The organism is Acidovorax sp. (genome assembly GCF_016783915.1).
Taxonomy (GTDB): Bacteria; Pseudomonadota; Gammaproteobacteria; order Burkholderiales; family Burkholderiaceae_C; genus Acidovorax.
The window spans coordinates 15,998-30,946 of the sequence record NZ_JADHVT010000044.1 but is presented as its reverse complement, the minus strand read 5'-3'; the positions used below and the strand labels follow the sequence as shown (position 1 = coordinate 30,946).

Annotated in this window: 10 protein-coding genes; 3 read left to right on the top strand and 7 right to left on the bottom strand. The window is 61.3% G+C overall.

Going from position 1 to position 14,949, the window contains the following annotated elements:
* Positions 1 to 203 precede the first annotated feature (203 nt).
* The gene (locus ISS20_RS10830) at positions 204 to 2,324 is read left to right on the top strand and encodes an AsmA family protein (protein ID WP_366828022.1); all 2,121 of its coding nucleotides are present in this window, start codon (positions 204 to 206) and stop codon (positions 2,322 to 2,324) included.
* Positions 2,325 to 2,434: 110 nt separating this feature from the next.
* On the opposite strand, the gene clpA is transcribed toward ISS20_RS10830, so the two are convergent.
* From clpA to dnaE, 3 genes are all read right to left on the bottom strand, one after another.
* Positions 2,435 to 4,783 carry an ATP-dependent Clp protease ATP-binding subunit ClpA gene (clpA, locus tag ISS20_RS10825; RefSeq protein ID WP_291436470.1) on the bottom strand — a complete coding sequence of 783 codons (2,349 nt, stop codon included), beginning with the start codon at positions 4,781 to 4,783 and terminating at the stop codon, positions 2,435 to 2,437.
* A gap of 57 nt (positions 4,784 to 4,840) precedes the next feature.
* Positions 4,841 to 5,209 carry an ATP-dependent Clp protease adapter ClpS gene (gene clpS, locus ISS20_RS10820; protein ID WP_291436468.1) on the bottom strand — a complete coding sequence of 123 codons (369 nt, stop codon included), beginning with the start codon at positions 5,207 to 5,209 and terminating at the stop codon, positions 4,841 to 4,843.
* Between the two features lie 97 nt (positions 5,210 to 5,306).
* A complete protein-coding gene (gene dnaE, locus ISS20_RS10815; protein WP_291436466.1) occupies positions 5,307 to 8,840 on the bottom strand; it encodes a DNA polymerase III subunit alpha in 3,534 nt (1,177 codons plus the stop codon).
* Positions 8,841 to 9,049: 209 nt separating this feature from the next.
* On the opposite strand from dnaE, the gene ISS20_RS10810 reads away from it, so the two are divergent.
* The gene (locus ISS20_RS10810) at positions 9,050 to 9,847 is read left to right on the top strand and encodes an outer membrane protein assembly factor BamD (protein ID WP_291436464.1); all 798 of its coding nucleotides are present in this window, start codon (positions 9,050 to 9,052) and stop codon (positions 9,845 to 9,847) included.
* Here ISS20_RS10810 and ISS20_RS10805 read toward each other — a convergent pair.
* Together ISS20_RS10805 and ISS20_RS10800 are read right to left on the bottom strand one after the other, a co-directional pair.
* The gene (locus ISS20_RS10805; protein ID WP_291436462.1) at positions 9,810 to 11,882 is read right to left on the bottom strand and encodes an ATP-dependent DNA helicase; all 2,073 of its coding nucleotides are present in this window, start codon (positions 11,880 to 11,882) and stop codon (positions 9,810 to 9,812) included. The two genes, ISS20_RS10810 and ISS20_RS10805, sit on opposite strands and share 38 nt — an antisense overlap.
* On the bottom strand, positions 11,882 to 12,085 hold the full coding sequence (locus ISS20_RS10800) for a YdcH family protein (protein WP_146870768.1): 204 nt from the start codon (positions 12,083 to 12,085) through the stop codon (positions 11,882 to 11,884). Before ISS20_RS10800 ends, ISS20_RS10805 begins: the two co-directional genes overlap by 1 nt.
* 107 nt (positions 12,086 to 12,192) lie before the next feature.
* On the opposite strand from ISS20_RS10800, the gene ISS20_RS10795 reads away from it, so the two are divergent.
* Positions 12,193 to 12,999 (top strand): protein phosphatase 2C domain-containing protein, encoded by an 807-nt coding sequence (locus tag ISS20_RS10795; protein WP_056063373.1) that lies wholly within the window; start codon positions 12,193 to 12,195, stop codon positions 12,997 to 12,999.
* Positions 13,000 to 13,131: 132 nt separating this feature from the next.
* On the opposite strand, the gene ISS20_RS10790 is transcribed toward ISS20_RS10795, so the two are convergent.
* Together ISS20_RS10790 and zapE are read right to left on the bottom strand one after the other, a co-directional pair.
* Entirely contained in the window at positions 13,132 to 13,827 is a 696-nt protein-coding gene (locus tag ISS20_RS10790) for a hypothetical protein (RefSeq protein ID WP_291436457.1), read from the bottom strand.
* On the bottom strand, positions 13,824 to 14,921 hold the full coding sequence (gene zapE / locus ISS20_RS10785; protein WP_291436455.1) for a cell division protein ZapE: 1,098 nt from the start codon (positions 14,919 to 14,921) through the stop codon (positions 13,824 to 13,826). The genes ISS20_RS10790 and zapE overlap by 4 nt, the downstream gene beginning before the upstream one ends.
* Positions 14,922 to 14,949: the final 28 nt, after the last annotated feature.

The following is a 14,949-nucleotide window of genomic DNA, read 5'->3' as shown; positions in this document are numbered from 1 at the left end:
GCCAGTACCGCGAACCATGGAGCCAATTGGACGCACCACCTGCGACGCATCTGCCTTAGTCACTGCACTACTGTAGGACAAGCACGCCAATAGGCTATCACGCAGGGCAGAACGGCCAAAAAACACGCACGGCGGACTAGCATGGTCTATCTATGACAGAACCTCAGACTGATTCCACCACCACTCCAGCACCAACAACATCAGTGACCAAGCCACGACCTTGGTTTCTCTGCGCGGGGGCGCGCGTGGCACTGGGCGTAGCGGGTGGCGTTGTGGGCTTGCTGCTGATCGGCGCCGTAGTGATCAGTCATTGGAACTGGAACCGTGCCAAACCCTGGCTCAACCAAACCATCAGTGAGGCGACCGGACGGCTGTTTGCGGTGGAGGGTGACCTGTCGGCCTCTTGGCACTGGCCTCAGCCGCTCGATGAGGGGTGGCATCGGTGGATACCTGGAGTTACGGTGCAAGCCACGCAATTGGTCATGCAAGACCCGCCGGGGTTTGTCCGCCCTGGAAAGGCCGCCGAGCCACGCCACACCGTAAGAGCCGAGATGGCGCGCGCATCAATCAAACTCTGGCCCCTGTGGGCGAGGGGGGTGGCCATCGATACCCTCGAACTCGCAGGCCTCGATATCGCTTTGGTCCAGCTGCACAACGGTAACAACAACTGGACACTGGCGCCCCAGCGAGCCCCCGACAACACCACGCCCCGCTGGGCGGTCGACGTTGGTAAGTTGGTGGTTCGCAAGGGACAGTTGGCCTACGCCGACGCAGCCCAGGACCTGGACCTTACCGCCCACATCGACACCATAAACAAGAATCCGCAAGACCCGAGCCCACAGGACCCACCATCGCCTGCCTCCGACACCGTCAGCGCTGCTGGCGCCCCTGTCTATGGAATGCGCTTCGACCTCACGGGCACGCTGGGCAAGGCGCGCATAGAAGGTCAGGGCAAGGCCGGCTCTGTTCTCACGCTGCGCGACAAGGAGGTGAACTACCCCCTGCAATTCACCGCCAAGGCAGGCAATTTAGAAACAGCGGTTGAAGGCATTCTGGCCAACCCGGGCGCGCTGTCTGGCATGGATTTTCAGGTCATGCTCAAGGGGGCCAGCATGGCGGATCTATATGCGCTCACGGGTCTTGTCCTGCCCAACACGCCCCCGTTTCAAACCCAGGGTCGATTGCAGGGCAGCTTGCAACCAAGCCGTGCAGTGTGGGACTACCGTGACTTCACAGGTACGGTAGGCCAGAGCGATCTCCATGGCAATTTGCGCTTCGTGTCGGGTGCGCCACGCGGCAAACTTTCGGGTGCCATCACATCCAATCAGTTGCGCCTTGTAGACCTGGGTCCAGTGCTCGGTACAGCTACCACAGCAAGTGCCCAGCCTAGCAGCAAGGGCAAGGTACTGCCCAACGCTGCGTTTGCCACCGAACGCTGGAGCACGATGGATATGGATCTGAAGTTCACGGGGCAGCGTGTGATCCGGCCCAACAGCCTGCCGCTGGAGGACCTTAGCGTGCATGCAGTATTGGACGGTGCCGTACTGCGACTGGAACCCTTGCACTTTGGCGTAGCCAAAGGCCAGATCGAATCGAAACTGGTGCTGGACAGCCGCAACCGACCGCTGACGGTACACATGGACACCCGCGTGCAAAACCTGCGGCTCGCTGCGCTGTTCCCCGAGGTGGAACTGACTCACAAAAGCCTGGGGCGGCTCGATGGCGCCATGGCGCTGAATGGTCAGGGGAATTCAGTGGCGCAGTGGCTGGGCACCAGCAGCGGCGAGGCGCGCTTGTATGTGCGCGACGGCACTTTGAGCCGCGAACTGCTGGACCGCGCTGCGCTCAACGTTGGCAGCATCGTGGTGGGCAAACTGTTTGGCAACAACAAAGAAGTGCAACTGCGTTGCGCGGTGGCAGATCTGACGGTGCGTGAAGGCCTTGCCACTGTCCGTACCGCCAAGCTGAGCACCAACGAGGCGGTAGTGGATGTCACGGGTACCATCGACATGGGAGAGGAGCGTCTGAACCTGAGCGTGAAGCCTGCCTCGCTGGAGTGGAAGTTCTTGTCCCTGCGCACTCCGCTTTACGTGCGCGGCACGCTAGGCAAACCCGATGTGGGCATAGAACCCGGCCCCCTGCTGTTGCGCGCAGGTGCAGCCATCGCCGCCGCGGTGGCCGCGCCTGCAGCCTTGGCATTGCTGCCTGTAACGGTACCAGGCGCTGACGACGACGCGCAATGTGCTCCCTTGCTAGCGCAGGCCACGCAACCGGTCAAGGCGGGGCGTGCTGGCGCACCTGCCGCCCGCACGCCTACACGTTAGGCCCCCTCCACAGAACACCAGCGATGCGCAAGCCCCCTGCGACCGCTGCAAAATAAAAAAGCCCACGGCATGAACCGTGGGCTTTTTGCTGAACTGAGGGGAAACTGGGGTCAGTCGGCGGTCGCCTCTTCTGGCTCTGCAGGCTCGGACTTCGCTGAACGCTCCTTCTTGGGCAAGGGCTGGATGTCCAAAAGCACCTCTGACGTTTCCACACCTTTGTCGTCCTTCTTCATCTCGATATCCACCGTCAGGCGCCCGCCTTCTGTCAGGCGGCCAAACAGCAGTTCGTCGGCCAAGGCGCGGCGAATGGTGTCCTGGATAAGGCGCTGCATAGGGCGAGCCCCCATCAGTGGGTCAAAGCCTTTCTTGGCCAAGTGCTTGCGCAGGGCGTCGGTGAAGGTGACCTCCACCTTCTTCTCGGCCAGCTGCGTCTCCAGCTGCAGCAGGAACTTGTCCACCACGCGCAGGATGATCTGCTCGTCGAGCGCCTTGAAGTTGACGATGGCATCCAGCCGATTGCGGAACTCGGGCGTGAACAGGCGCTTGATGTCGCCCATTTCGTCGCCCGCCTGGCGCGGGTTGGTGAAGCCAATGGTCGCCTTGTTCATGGTCTCGGCGCCCGCGTTCGTGGTCATGATGATGAGCACATTGCGGAAGTCAGCCTTGCGGCCGTTGTTATCCGTCAGCGTGCCATGGTCCATGACCTGCAGCAACACGTTGAAGATGTCCGGGTGCGCCTTCTCGATCTCATCGAGCAGGAGCACCGCATGCGGCTTCTTCGTGATGGCTTCCGTCAGCAGACCACCCTGGTCGAAACCGACGTAACCTGGAGGCGCGCCGATCAGGCGGCTGACGGCGTGGCGCTCCATGTACTCGGACATGTCGAAACGTATCAGCTCGATGCCCATGATGTAGGCAAGCTGCTTGGCCGCTTCGGTTTTGCCGACGCCGGTGGGGCCGCTGAACAGGAACGAACCGATTGGCTTGTCACCCTTGCCCAAGCCCGAACGCGCCATCTTGACCGCGCTGGCGAGCACTTCCAGGGCCTTGTCTTGGCCAAACACCACACTCTTGAGATCGCGCTCCAGAGTCTGCAGCTTGCCGCGGTCGTCGTTCGACACGTTCGCTGGCGGAATGCGGGCGATCTTGGCCACGATTTCTTCGATCTCGGCCTTGCCGATGGTCTTCTTGCGCTTGCTCGGCACCATGATGCGCTGCGCTGCACCTGCCTCGTCAATCACGTCGATGGCCTTGTCGGGCAGATGGCGGTCATTGATGTACTTGGCGCTCAGTTCTGCCGCAGCCTGTAGGGCAGCTGCAGCGTACTTCACGCTGTGATGCTCTTCAAAGCGAGACTTCAGCCCCTTCAGGATGTCGATAGTCTCAGCCACGCTGGGCTCCACCACGTCCACCTTTTGGAAGCGGCGCGACAGCGCTGCGTCTTTTTCGAAAATGCCCCGGTATTCCGTGAAGGTCGTCGCGCCAATGCACTTGAGCTGCCCGCTGGAAAGCGCTGGCTTGAGCAGGTTAGACGCATCCAGCGTACCGCCCGAGGCGGCGCCCGCACCGATCAGGGTATGGATCTCGTCGATGAACAAGATCGCATTGGGCTTGTCCTTGAGCGACTTGAGCACGCCCTTGAGGCGTTGTTCAAAGTCACCCCGGTACTTGGTACCCGCCAGCAGCGCGCCCATGTCCAGGGAGTACACCGTGGCCTCGGCCAGGATCTCCGGCACATCGTTCTGTGTGATGCGCCAGGCCAGGCCCTCGGCAATCGCCGTCTTGCCCACACCGGCCTCGCCCACCAGCAGAGGGTTGTTCTTGCGGCGGCGGCACAAGATTTGGATCGTGCGCTCGACCTCGTAGTGGCGCCCAATCAGCGGATCTATCTTGCCGTCTTTGGCCGCCTGGTTCAGATTCTGGGTGAACTGCTCCAGCGGCGAGGCCTTCTCGCTGCGTTCACCACCTCCGGTCTCCTCGCCTTCAGCCTGGTTTTCGGCCTTGGCGGGCTCGGGCGGCTCGCCCTTCTTGATGCCGTGGGCAATGAAATTCACCACATCCAGACGCGTGACTCCTTGCTGGTGCAGGTAGTACACGGCGTGCGAATCCTTCTCGCCGAAGATGGCTACGAGCACGTTGGCGCCCGTCACCTCTTTTTTGCCGTTGCCCGTGGACTGCACGTGCATGATGGCGCGCTGGATAACGCGCTGAAATCCGAGCGTGGGTTGCGTATCCACCTCATCGGTACCAGCGACTTGGGGGGTGTTGTCCTTGATGAAGTTCGACAGCGATGAACGCAGATCATCGATGTTAGCCGAACATGCGCGCAGCACTTCCGCTGCGCTGGGATTATCGAGCAATGCAAGCAACAGATGCTCCACGGTGATGAACTCGTGGCGCTGCTGACGGGCCTCAACAAAGGCCATGTGCAAGCTGACTTCCAGTTCCTGGGCAATCATGTGAACTCCTTTGTGCTTGCGTGGAAGGGATAACTTTAGATCGGGACAAAAGACCTGTTATTCAACAGGCTCACTGACACATTGCAGTGGGTGGCCCGCCTTGAGGGCGGCGTCAAGCACTTGCTCTACCTTGGTGGCTGCAACATCGCGCGAATAAACGCCGCAAACGCCTTTGCCATCAAGGTGGATCTTCAACATGATCTGGGTGGCTGTTTCGCGGTCTTTGCTGAAAAACTCCTGCAGAACCACGATGACGAACTCCATGGGCGTGTAGTCATCGTTGAGCATGACCACCTGGTACATCTGCGGCGGCAGGGTCTTTTGGGTGCGCCTCTCGAGCACGACCGAACCGCCATCATCCCGCGCAGGCCGGGTCACCGGCGGCGCGGTGGGGGGTGAAGGTGGTTTTGTTGCCATGAAAATCATTCTAGCGACCCGAACAGGGTGCCACTGCAGGAGAAGCTGGTTGTTGACCAGGTATTTTTCAACCCGGGGGTTCCAGAAACTTCCGCAGGTAACTCAATCACTCGTACACCACATTGGCGGCTCCTGCCCCCACTTGGGCTGTCCATGCCGCCAGGGCTGCATCACTAGGGTAGAAGCGTGCGTTCTCACCCAACTGCAACTCTGCCACTGCAGCAGCGTCGTCCGACTCGCAGCGCACGCCCATGCGCACGCGCAGTCCGTGCACCAACTCTCCCTCGGCGACCTCTTCGCGCACGGGCGGAAACTCGCGTACCAGGCGCGGCACGTCCGGCACTTTTTCGCTCACGGTCACATGCAGGTATTTGCCAAACCGACAACGCGCGCCCGCCAAGTCCCATACCTGCTGCACCTTGACGCGCAGGCCACCGCTGAAGTGGTCTAGCTGCAACCGCCCCATCATCACTACAAACTCATCTTCCTTGAGCTGATTGCGGTATGTGTTGAGCAACGCCTCATCGGCAGAAGCCTCAATCACGGCGGACTTGTCGTCCAGCTTGAAGAGCCCCAGCCTGCCGCGTTGCCCGTTAATGACCCGAAAGTCGCTGATGATGCCGGCCAGCACCTGGGGCTCGCGGCTGTCGAGCAGCTCATCGATCTGGGTGCGTACAAAGCGGCGCACCTCCGTGGCTACTTCGTCAAACAGATGGCCGGACAGGTAGAACCCGACGGCGGTCTTTTCCAGTGTGAGCCGCTCCTTGATGCCCCATGGCGTTGCGTCGACCAGATCGGGCTCCTGGGTGCTGGAGCCATGGGCATCATCACCCATCATGTCGAACAAACCGCCCTGGTTCACGTTGGCGAGTGTCGCGGCTGCAAAGTCAAAGGCCCGATCAATGGATGCCACCAGAGCCGCCCGGTTGAGATGGATCGAATCAAAGGCCCCTGCCTTGATCAGAGCCTCGACCGTACGCTTGTTCATGCGGGCCTTGTCCACGCGCACACAGAAATCAAAAAGGCTCTTGAAGGGCCCCTTGGTCGAGCCCTGAGGTCCTTCACCTCGCCCTTCACGGGCGGCAACGATGGCTTCGATCGCTTGCTGGCCCGTGCCTTTCACAGCCCCCAGGCCATAACGGATGACTTTGTCGGTGACTGGCTCAAACCGATAGAAACCCCGGTTCACATCCGGTGGCTCGAACGACAGGCCCATCTTTTGTGCGTCTTCGAACAACACCTTGAGCTTGTCGGTGTCATCCATTTCCACCGTCATGTTGGCGCAGAAGAACTCGGCCGTGTAGTGCACCTTGAGCCAGCCGGTGTGGTACGCCAGCAGGGAGTAAGCAGCGGCGTGTGACTTGTTGAAGCCATAGCCCGCAAACTTCTCCATCAAGTCGAACACCTCGTCGGCCTTCTCCTGACTGATGCCCTTCTCGGCCGCGCCCTTGCGAAAGATGGCACGGTGCTCGGCCATTTCCTCGGCCTTCTTTTTACCCATGGCACGCCGCAGCATGTCGGCGCCGCCCAGGCTGTAGCCGCCCAGCACCTGGGCGGTCTGCATCACCTGCTCCTGGTACACCATGATGCCGTAGGTCTCGGCCAGCACCGGCTCCACCAGCGGGTGGGGGTAGATGACCTCTTCCTTGCCATGCTTGCGGTTCACAAAGCTGGGAATCAGGTCCATAGGGCCCGGTCGGTACAACGCATTCAGGGCAATGAGGTCTTCCAGCCGGCTGGGGCGTGCCTCTTTCAACATGCCCTGCATGCCGCGGCTTTCAAACTGGAACACTGCTTCGGTCTTGCCCTCGGAGAACAGTCGGTAAGTGGGCCCATCATCGAGGGGGATATTCTCGAACGCAAAGCTCTCCTGGCCCTTGTGGCGCTTCATGATGAACTCGCGCGCAATCTCCAAAATGGTGAGCGTGGCCAGGCCCAAGAAGTCAAACTTCACTAGGCCGATGGCTTCCACATCGTCCTTGTCGTACTGGCTCACCGCAGACTCGCTGCCCGGCTGCTGGTAAAGCGGACAAAAATCGGTGAGCTTGCCGGGTGCGATGAGCACGCCCCCGGCATGCATGCCGATGTTGCGCGTCATGCCTTCGAGCTTTTGCGCCATCTCGATGACGGTCTTGACGTCTTCTTCCTTGCGCACGCGCTCGTAGAGCATGGGCTCCAGCTCCAGCGCATAGTTGTTCTTGTCGCCTTCCTTTTTCACCTCGGGCGGATAAGCCAGGGTGTAGGACATGCCGGGCTTGCCGGGCACGAGCTTGGAGATGCCATCACAAAATGTGTAGCTCATGTCCATGACCCGGCCCACGTCGCGGATTGCCGCCTTGGCGGCCATCGTGCCGAAGGTGGCGATCTGGCTCACGGCATTCTTGCCGTACTTGTCCTTGACGTAGTCAATCACCCGGTCGCGATTCGACTGGCAAAAATCGATGTCGAAGTCGGGCATCGACACGCGCTCGGGGTTCAGGAATCGCTCGAACAGCAGGTTGTATTGCAGCGGGTCCAGGTCAGTAATCTTCAGTGCATACGCAACCAACGAACCAGCGCCAGAGCCACGGCCCGGCCCCACCGGGCAGCCGTTCTGCTTCGCCCACTGGATGAAATCACCCACGATCAGAAAGTAGCCCGGGAACCCCATCTTGAGGATGGTGCCAAGCTCGAACTCCAGACGCTCGACATAACGCGGGCGCTGCTTCTCCCGCTCGGCCTCGTTAGGGAACAGGTGCTTCAGGCGATCCTCCAGCCCCTCGAACGATGCATACCGGAAATACTCGTCGATGGGCATGCCGTTGGGCGTCGGGAAATCTGGCAGCTGTGGCTTGCCCAGCACCAGGGTCAGATTGCAGCGCTGCGCAATCTCGACTGTGTTGGCGATAGCCGATGGCAGGTCGGCAAACAAGGCCTCCATCTCTGCCGAAGACTTGAAATACTGATCGCGAGTGAACTTGCGTATCCGGCGCGGGTTGGCCAGGATTTCTCCCTCGGCGATGCAGATGCGCGCCTCATGCGCCTCGTAGTCATCAGGCTCGGCAAACTGAACGGGGTGGGTCGCCACCACCGGCAGGTTCAACCGGGCAGCGAGCTGAGCGGCTGCCACCACATGGGCTTCATCGTCGTTTCGGCCGGCCCGTTGCAGCTCGATGTAAAACCGGTGCGGAAAAATACCCGCCAAGCGCAACGCAATGTCGGCGGCACCTGACTCATCCCCCTTCATCAGCGCTTGCCCTACAGGGCCCGCCTGCGCGCCAGACAGGGCAATCAATCCCTCTGACAGCTCTTCCAGCCACGTCCAGGTGCTCAGCGCTAGGTTCTTGACGATATTGCGCGTCCAGGCCCGGGCCAGCAGCTCCGACAGATTCAGATACCCCTGGCGACTCTGCACCAGGAGAATAAGGCGCGATGGGGCGCCTCCCGCCTCGCCTTCAAGAAAGATTTCTGCACCCAAGATGGGCTTGACTCCTTTACCCCGCGTTTCCTTGTAGAACTTGATCGCCCCAAAGAGGTTATTGAGATCGGTGATGGCCAGAGCGGGCTGGCCGTCCTTGGCGGCCGCTTTGGCCACCTCGTCGATGCGATTGGTACCGTCAACGACGGAGAACTCGGTGTGCAGGCGCAAATGAACAAACATGCAGGCATTGTAGAAACCCTGGCGACTCGCCTACTGGACTTGCGTCGGCAGCGCCTTGGCGCTGCTGGCGCCACCAGTACAATGCTTTTTCGTGCCTGAAATGGCGCCGGAGGCTTCCGTGACGAGTACGCCGAGCGCACTCCCCTACGGCTAAACCCCCAGGCCTTTCTTTGTGCACCTTTTTCCTTCTTTGCTGAAAGCTGCTTGCGATGCTGCGTGCCCCACTGCCCCTTGTTTCCGCCCTGCTGCTGGCTGGTTTGCTGGTTGGCTGCTCCAGCACCACAGTTGATAAAACGGCTGGCTGGAGCCCCAATCGCATCCACTCGGAAGCCCAGGACGAAATGAACAGCGGGGCGTATGACAAGGCCGTTCCTCTGCTGGAAAAGCTGGAAGGCCGTGCGGCAGGCACGCCACTGGCACAGCAGGCCCAGATTGACAAAGCCTATGCCCACTACAAGGCGGGCGAAAAGGCGCAAGCCGTCGCAACGCTGGACCGCTTCATGAAGCTGCACCCTGCCAGCCCTGCATTGGACTATGCGCTGTACCTGAAGGGCCTGGTCAACTTCAACGACAACTTGGGCCTGTTCTCATTTATCTCGCGCCAGGATCTTTCAGAGCGTGACCAAAAGGCGGCCAAAGACTCCTTTGAAGCATTCAGCGAACTGGTCACACGCTTTCCTGAGTCCCGTTATGCGCAGGACTCGCGCCAGCGCATGACCTACATCGTCAACTCGCTGGCCCAATATGAAGTGCATGTGGCGCGGTACTACTTCCAGCGTGGCGCCTATGTGGCTGCCATCAGTCGCGCGCAGGTCGCATTGGCAGACTACCAGGGCGTGCCCGCGCTGGAAGAGGCGTTGTACATTCTGATCCAGTCGTACGACGCGCTCGGAATGACCCAGCTGCGGGACGATGCACGCCGCGTGATGGACAAGTCCTACCCTCAAAGCACCTATCTGAATGGCGGCTTCAAAGGCAAGTCGGATCCGTGGTGGAAGGTTTGGTAAGCGCCATCAGCGTAGACTCAAACTCTTCGGGCGATTCCAGCCTGCGCATGGGGGGCAAAGCTGCCAGCAAGCGCTTGCCATAGCCCATCGTGATGAGGCGCGTGTCGCCCACCACCAAAATACCCCGATCCGCTTCATGCCGGATCAAACGCCCGGCACCTTGCTTAAGTGCCACCGCCGCCTCTGGCAGAGCGTAGGCAGTGAACGCTTTGCCACCGGCCATTTCGATGTGTTGGGTGCGCGCCTCCACCAACGGATCTCCAGGGGGCGGAAAAGGCAGCTTGTCGATAACCACCAGTTGCAGAGCATCGCCTGGCACATCAAACCCCTCCCAGAAGGAAGCCGAAGCCACCAGCACACAACCCGGCCGCCCGTGCGATGCCCCCTCGCGAAAACGCTCCATCAGGCGCCGCTTGGGCCACTCGCCCTGCACCAGCACCTCCAACGTGCCTGAAGCCTGCCAACGTGCTTTGAGTGCGTCGCCAATGGTGCGCAAGGCCTTGAGCGTGGTGGTCAGCACCAGCGTGCGCCCGCCCAGCGGGTCAGCGGCCAGTGCAACCCAGTCCGCCACACTACGGCTGTGGGACGGATCTGCAGGCGACGGCAACTGGCGCGGCACATACAAAGCCGCCTGCCGCGCATAGTCGAAGGGGCTGGCCACCCGAAGGATGCGAGCATCCGTGAGCCCAGCCCGTTCGGTGAACCAGGTCAACGCCTCGTCCGCACCGAGGGTCGCAGAGGTGAAAATCCACGCCCTGCCCGCGTTTGCGCTAGGCTCCTCGGGCCACGCTTCGCCGTCCGAGCTTTCAGCGGGCGACGCCAGAATCCGGGTGCGCATAGCGTCTGCAATGTCCAGCGGAGACTCGATCAGACGCAACTGGTTGCCCACATCGAGCCAACGCACCGCATCGGCCTGGCACGGGCCTGAAAACCTGGCGAGCCGGGCCAATAGTGCACTGCCCCGTTCGTACAGGCGCTCCAGATCGGGGGACATTTCGCTCACGGTGTCCAGGGCCTCCAGCGCCTGTGCACACGCCGAGGCCAATGCGCGCAACGCGGATTGCCATGCAGCGCCCGAGACACCTTCGGGAGCCTCCTCCGTCCAGCGCAATCGGCCCCCTGCTGAAATTCCATTCAGCCCCTGGAAAGCAGCGGTGCCCACGGCCAGACGGAGGTCCCGAGCAGACAACTCCAGAAGCTGCGCCAGACCTGTCCAGTCAGCCAGACCGCGCGCATGCTGCAGCCCGGCTGTCAAAATGTCGCGGGCAAAGTCCATCCATTGCCCCGTAGAAGTCTGCGTACCCAAGAACTGCACGCCTGTCTCATTGATCTGGTGGGCCTCATCGAAAACCACCACACGCACCGTCGGCAGCAACTCGGCCATTCCCGACTCACGCACAGCCACATCGGCAAAGAACAGATGGTGATTGATGACCACGATATCAGCCGCCAGTGCCTCGCGCCGAGCGCGATGGACATGGCATTCCCGAAAACGGGGACACGACGAGCCCAGGCAGTTCTCACGCGTCGAGGTGACCAGCGGGATCACTGGCGAGCGCTCATCCAGTCCCGTCAACTCCGCCAGATCGCCCGATACGGTGTGACGCGACCAGTCTTCCACCTTGGCGAGCACACGCGCCAGTCCGCGGTCCTCGGCCAGAACATCCAACCGTGCCTGCTCCATGCGGTGCAGGCATAAATAACTGGCGCGCCCCTTGAGCAGGGCCATGCGGACAGGCAGCCCCAGGATTTGCGCCAATCGGGGCAGGTCTCGAGCAAACAGCTGGTCTTGCAAGGCCTTGGTCGCCGTGGACAACAGCACGCGCTCGCCGCTAAGCAGTGCCGGAACCAAGTACGCGTAGGTCTTGCCCACTCCCGTGCCCGCCTCCACCACCAGCGCACCACCCTCGACAATGGTTTGCGCCACAGCAATGGCCATCTGGGTCTGACCGTCGCGCGGTTGAAAATGCCCATCCGCACGTGCCAGCACACCATCGGGGGCAAAGACTTCCGGCACCATCGCCACCAGCGACATCAGGCGGGCTCTTGCGGTTGAAGTTGCCGCTCCAGCCGCTCCATCGCGTCACGCAACACGAGTCGGCGCTTTTTGAGACGGCGCAGGGTGAGTTCGTCGGGTGCCGCTTCGGGCGTGCACCGGTCGATGAGGGCGTCGAGATCGGCATGTTCCATGCGCAGCTCGATCAACTGACGGTGGGGAGAGTGCAGGCTGGGTTTCAAGGCAGGAGGCCATGGGCATGGCAAAAATGCCACAGGCGGGCGGATAATACGCGCTTGGCCCGCTTTCCACGACAGGCGTTCGCATGGGCGCCCCCACAATCTGCAGCATGACCAAAGCGTTTCGCCTCATCGCCTCCACCGGCATCCACAAGGGTGACCGCGAATACCAGCAAGACCAGGTGGCCCTGATCTCCCACGAGCGGCACAACGGCTGCGTTCTGGGTGTGGTTGCCGACGGGATGGGCGGGCGCAGCGGGGGGCGCAAGGCATCAGACCAGGTCATGATGACAGCACGACAACTGTTCGAGCGGTACTCGCCTGACACCGATGACCCGGTGGCAATGCTCAAGAACATGGTTGAAGAGGCCCACATCGTCATCCGGTTGACGGCCATATCGGCAGAGCAAGAACCCCACAGCACCATTGCGGCGTTTCTCATCAATCCCCGGGGCGACTGCCATTGGGTGCATGCGGGCGACTCGCGCATTTATCACTTCCAGGGTTCCCGGCTGGCGTTTCGCACCAGCGACCACTCCTATGTGCAAGCCCTGGTGGACCGGGGAGAGCTGACGGAAGCCGAGGCCAATAACCATCCTCATTCCAACATTCTGGTAGGTTGCCTTGGCACAGAGAGCGACCCGCCCATCACTACCCACGTCATTCCGCAACTTCAGCCGGGTGATGTCTTGCTGGCCTGCAGCGACGGGGTTTGGCACTACTTTTCTCCCACCGAACTGGCATCGGTGGTCGATTCGCTGTCGCCCCGCGAAGCGACGGAGTTCCTGATTGAAAAAGCCCGCTCCCGGGCACGCGGAGGCGGCGACAACCTGTCGCTGGTGGTCGTCAAGATCGAAGCGCTGGCCGAAGAGAAAAAGATTGCACGCCTGACGCCGCTGGACACGGGTCGGCCCTGAGGGCATTGTCCGCACCACCCATCGGTGTATCGACGGGTGAGCGCGAACCCATCGAGAAACAGCAGGTGGTCCCTACCACTCTATCGGCAGCCACTCAGCCACTGATTGCTTGGCTCAGCGGCCCTTCCAAACTCAACGAGGCGCAGAAGCAGCAGGCGCTGGCAAGGGCGCTGCAGGCTTGCGGCCCTGAGCCAGGGCATCGGCTTGAGATTTTTCGATCCGCACGCGACGCTCCTGCGCCGCCTGGAGCGCCTGGGCATGTTTGGCGCGCGACTGGGCCGCGCGATCGGCGGTCGCTGCAGCGCGGGCGGCCTGTTCACTGGCCTGAACCTGGGCACGGCTAATTTGTTGCTGCGCGCGTTGGTGTGCGTCCTGGTCCCGCTGTGCCTTGGCAACATCCGGATCGGCGGATGGCTTGCGAACCTGCGCGTCAGCGCGTTTGCCTGCAGGCGGTACGGCCATTTGTTTGTCTTCAATGGCCCGCAGGCGCTCCACAGCTTTCTCCCTGCGCTCGGCATCGTTGAGTTCAATTTCCTGCGCACGCAATCGGTCGTGGGACTCCCGTGCCTTGGCACGTACGCCGCGCAAGCAATCCTCCACGGCAAAGCGTTGGAAGCACACCGCCTCATCCTGCTGCCGCCGGGCCATCAGTGCCTCGCGCTCCATTTTGATTCGGTCACGCTCCACTTTGCGATGCGCAGCGGTCGACGCGGATGCGGCATCTACTTCTACCCCCGTCGCGGCCCACGCCGGGGCGACCAGCACGGGCAGTGTTGAGCAAGCCAGCGCCAGCACAACCGCCAAAAAGCGACCACCGGTCTTGTTCATGTCAACCCCGTATCCACCATGCGGCGCTCCAGCGCCAGGAACTCCTTCGACTGCATCTCGTTGAGCCGGGACACCGTGCGCGGAAACTCGTGGGCCAAAGGCCCTTCGGTATACAACTGCTCGGGCGGCACAGCCGCCGACAGGATGAGTTTGACCCGGCGGTCATAGAGCACATCCACCAGCCAGGTAAAGCGCCGCGCAGGCGACGCCATGCTCACAGGCATGTAAGGAACATCGGACAGCAACACCGTGTGGAACTGCGTCGCAATTTCCAGGTAGTCATTCTGCGACCGAGGACCACCACACAGTGTCTTGAAGTCAAACCACACCACCCCGCCTGCCTTGCGGCGGGCGCGGATCTCGCGCGCCTCGATGTGCAGCACGGGGTCTTCGTCGTGCACTTCGGCGATTTGATCAAACGCCTGGTTCATCTCGGCATCCGCCTCTGCGCCCAGTGGCGTGTGATAGAGCTTCACGTGCTCCAAGGTACGCCGGCGGTAGTCGGTGCCGTTGTCCACGTTGACCACTTCCAGCCGCTCGTTGAGCAAGGCAATGGCTGGCAAGATGCGGTCGCGATGCAAGCCACCGGGGTACAGATCGTCAGGCTTGAAATTGGAAGTGGTCACGAAGCCGACGCCGTTCTCGAACAACGCCACCAGCAATCGGTGCAGGATCATCGCGTCCGTGATGTCCGCCACATGGAACTCATCAAAACAGATGAGCTTGTAGCGTTTGGCAATGCGCTCGCCCAGCACATCCAGCGGATTGACCGTGCCCTGAAGGGCAGCCAGTTCGCGATGCACCTCACGCATGAATTCGTGAAAGTGCAGGCGCACCTTTCGCTTCAGGGGAACAGCGTCAAAAAAGCACTCCATCAAAAAGCTCTTGCCGCGCCCCACCCCGCCATACATGTAGACACCGCGGGGAATCTCCGGGCGGTTGATCAGCTTTTTGATCGCGTTAGAGCGCCGAGCCTTGTACTGGGCCCACTCGTCCGCACAGCGCTGCAGGGCTTCCACTGCTCGCAGCTGGGCGGGGTCGCTTTGATAGCCTTTGGCGGCCAGCTCGGCCAGGTAAGCCTGTTTGACGGTCACTTTGCGGATGCTCTGATACTACAAAAAT

Coding starts and splice junctions, on each gene's coding strand:
- clpA (WP_291436470.1), bottom strand. CDS start 4,783: ATGATTGCCCAGGAACTGGAAGTCAGCTTGCACATGGCCTTTGTTGAG.
- clpS (WP_291436468.1), bottom strand. CDS start 5,209: ATGATTTTCATGGCAACAAAACCACCTTCACCCCCCACCGCGCCGCCG.
- dnaE (WP_291436466.1), bottom strand. CDS start 8,840: ATGTTTGTTCATTTGCGCCTGCACACCGAGTTCTCCGTCGTTGACGGT.
- ISS20_RS10810 (WP_291436464.1), top strand. CDS start 9,050: ATGCTGCGTGCCCCACTGCCCCTTGTTTCCGCCCTGCTGCTGGCTGGT.
- ISS20_RS10805 (WP_291436462.1), bottom strand. CDS start 11,882: ATGTCGCTGGTGGCGATGGTGCCGGAAGTCTTTGCCCCCGATGGTGTG.
- ISS20_RS10795 (WP_056063373.1), top strand. CDS start 12,193: ATGACCAAAGCGTTTCGCCTCATCGCCTCCACCGGCATCCACAAGGGT.
- ISS20_RS10790 (WP_291436457.1), bottom strand. CDS start 13,827: ATGAACAAGACCGGTGGTCGCTTTTTGGCGGTTGTGCTGGCGCTGGCT.